Here is a 3,522-nt window from a genome sequence, read left to right on the forward strand (position 1 = left end):
CAATAAAAAAAGTGAGGAAGCGAGGACCTACTCTCCCGCGCTGGGCAGTACCATCGGCGCTGCCGGGTGTCACGGCCGTGTTCGGGATGGGAACGGGTGGAGCCCCGGCGCTGGACTCACTTCCTCAATGGGATCGTGCAATATCATATAGTGAAGCTGGCCCCGCGGAGGCGGGGCAGGCAGGTAAATGCCTTTCAATTCGTTGGAACTTGCGTGTTGGATGTTACAATCGGGCGCCCTTGCTCCGGCTTGTCGTGCAAGCCATATAAGGGAAGCCAGTGGCCTGATTAGTACGGCTCGGCTGACCATGTTACCATGGGTACACCTGCCGCCTATCGAGGTGGTCGTCTTCCACCAGGCTCTGTAGGGAATCCGTATCTTGGAGCGTGCTTCGCGCTTAGATGCTTTCAGCGGCTTATCACTTCCGCACATAGCTACCCAGCGGTGCCCCGGGCGGGACAACTGGTACACCAGCGGTGCGTCCACTCCGGTCCTCTCGTACTAGGAGCAGCTCTCCTCAAGATTCCTACGCCCACAGCAGATAGGGACCGAACTGTCTCACGACGTTCTGAACCCAGCTCGCGTACCGCTTTAATTGGCGAACAGCCAAACCCTTGGGACCTTCTCCAGCCCCAGGATGCGATGAGCCGACATCGAGGTGCCAAACCTCCCCGTCGATGTGAACTCTTGGGGGAGATAAGCCTGTTATCCCCGGAGTACCTTTTATCCTTTGAGCGATGGCCCTTCCATTCGGAACCACCGGATCACTAAACCCTGCTTTCGCACCTGCTCGAGCTGTATCTCTCGCAGTCAAGCACCCTTATGCTTTTACACTCTACGCACGATTGCCGACCGTGCTGAGGGTACCTTTGGGAGCCTCCGTTACTGTTTAGGAGGCGACCGCCCCAGTCAAACTACCCACCATACACTGTTCCCCGACGCGCGGGGTTAGAATTCACCTGCCAAAAGGGTGGTATTTCACGGGTGGCTCCACCCCAGCTGGCGCTGGGGCTTCCGGGCCTCCCACCTATCCTGCACATTCGGCAGCTAAAGCCAATGTAAAGTTGTAGTAAAGGTTCACGGGGTCTTTCCGTCCCGCTGCGGGTAATCGGCGTCATCACCGATACCACAATTTCACCGAGCTCGTGGCCGAGACAGTGTCCAATTCGTTGCACCATTCGTGCAGGTCGGAACTTACCCGACAAGGAATTTCGCTACCTTAGGACCGTTATAGTTACGGCCGCCGTTTACTGGGGCTTCAGTCGAGAGCTTCGCCGAAGCTAACTCCCTTCTTTAACCTTCCAGCACCGGGCAGGTGTCAGCCCCTATACATCGTCTTGCGACTTAGCAGAGGCATGTGTTTTTGTTAAACAGTCGATTGGACCTGGTCACTGCGCCCCCTCGCCTCGCAGCGAGGGGGGATCCTTCTCCCGAAGTTACGGATCTAATTTGCCGAGTTCCTTAGCCACGATTCTCTCGAGCACCTGAGGATCCTCTCCTCATCTACCTGTGTCGGTTTCGGGTACGAGCACACTCTGGCACGCTACGACGCTTTTCTTGGCAGCATGATTACCCACGCTATCGGTTTGCCCGCAGGCTCCCCGTACTGTCGGTGTTCGGCCTCGGCGGGGCGGATTTGCCTACCCCGCAGCCTACCTCCTTCAACCCCCCATTCCGTCGGGAGGCGGTGGTGTCACTTCTGCGTCACGCCTTAGCGTATTGCCAGACCATGGTACCGGAATATTTAACCGGTTTCCCATCGGCTTCGCCTATCGGCTACACCTTAGGTCTCGACTAACCCTGATCCGATTAGCGTTGATCAGGAACCCTTAGATTTTCGGTGGACGGGTTTCTCACCCGTCTTATCGTTACTCATTCCTACAGTTTCGCTTCCAGAGGCTCCACCCGTCCTCACAGACTGGCTTCTGCGCCGCTGGAATGCTCCCCTACCACTGTACCGCTAAGCGGTACAATCCACAGCTTCGGCACCAAACTTATGCCCGCAAATTATCGACGCCGGGCCGCTCGACTAGTGAGCTATTACGCACTCTTTCAAGGAATGGCTGCTTCTAAGCCAACCTCCTAGTTGTCTGGGCAACCCAACTTTCTTTGTGCAACTTAGTTTGGATTTAGGGGCCTTAGCTGGTGATCTGGGTTCTTTCCCTCTCGCGACAGGACGTTATCACCCTGCCACTGACTACCGCGCAACACTGGACGGCATTCGGAGTTTGTCTAGGTTTGGTAGGCGGTGAAGCCCCCTAGCCTAATCAGTGCTCTACCTCCGGCCAGCTACTCGCGCGATGCTATACCTAAATATATTTCGGGGAGAACGAGCTATTTCCGAGTTTGATTGGCCTTTCACCCCTATCCACAGCTCATCCGATGACTTTTCAACGTCAGGCGGTTCGGGCCTCCACGCGGTCTTACCCGCGCTTCACCCTGGCCATGGATAGCTCACTCGGTTTCGCGTCTGCCCCGGCCTACTGGCGCCCTGTTCGGACTCGCTTTCGCTTCGGCTTGGCCCCTGAGGGGCTTGACCTGGCAGGCCAGGAGCAACTCGTAGGATCATTATACAAAAGGCACGCCGTCATTCCGGTAAACCGGAACTCCGACCGCTTGTAAGCGTATGGTTTCAGGTACTATTTCACTCGCCTTCTCGGCGTTCTTTTCACCTTTCCCTCACGGTACTTGTTCACTATCGGTCATCGCCAGTATTTAGCCTTGCCGGATGGTGCCGGCAGCTTCAGACAGGATTTCTCCGGTCCCGCCTTACTCAGGGGATCCCACCAGGAATCTTCGGGTACGTCTACAGGCCTGTCACCTTCTGTGGGGCGGCTTTCCAGTCCGCTTCGTCTTTGCTCGGATTCCCTTGTGTGGGCCCTACAACCCCCCGCTCCCGTAGGAACGAGGTTTGGGCTACTCCGCGTTCGCTCGCCACTACTTGCGGAATCACTGACTTGTTCTCTTTTCCTGGGGGTACTTAGATGTTTCAGTTCCCCCCGTTGACCTCCCTTGCGGGATCTCTGCCCGAAGGCAGAGGGGTTGCCCCATTCGGATACCCACGGATCAAAGCCTGTGTGCGGCTCCCCGTAGCTTTTCGCAGCTTTACACGTCCTTCATCGTCCGGCGATGCCAAGGCATCCACCATACGCCCTTGTGTTACTTTCGCTTATATGGCTTGCACCGCAAGCCACATAACAATGACGCTCGATTGCACGACGAGGACGCCAAAAAGGTATAGGCTTCCTCGCCGATTATCGTTCTTACTTACTTATTTCGTATGAATCTATCAGCTTCACTATGTCAAAGAACACACGCACGGCGTGACTGTTTGTCGGTTGAGCCTGCTGCCGTTACGACAACACGGCCCGCCCTCAACAACCACATCGGTGCGGTACTTCAATAAAAATCTCAAAACTCAAATAACACATCTCAACACGGATGCTGCTATTTGTTATTTGGGTTTTGCTACTTGTCAATTCCGAGGCAATGCCTCGGCAGTGTGGAGCTACGGGGATTCGA

2 rRNA genes are annotated in these 3,522 nt (G+C 55.7%); both read right to left on the bottom strand.

Going from position 1 to position 3,522, the window contains the following annotated elements:
* Nucleotides 1–14: 14 nt before the first annotated feature.
* Nucleotides 15–124: ribosomal RNA gene (gene rrf / locus G3570_RS16230) — 5S ribosomal RNA — on the bottom strand.
* Nucleotides 125–266: 142 nt separating this feature from the next.
* A 23S ribosomal RNA gene (locus tag G3570_RS16235) occupies nt 267–3,169 on the bottom strand.
* Nucleotides 3,170–3,522: the final 353 nt, after the last annotated feature.

Source organism: Halalkalibaculum roseum, assembly GCF_011059145.1.
Classification (GTDB): Bacteria; Bacteroidota; Rhodothermia; order Balneolales; family Balneolaceae; genus Halalkalibaculum; species Halalkalibaculum roseum.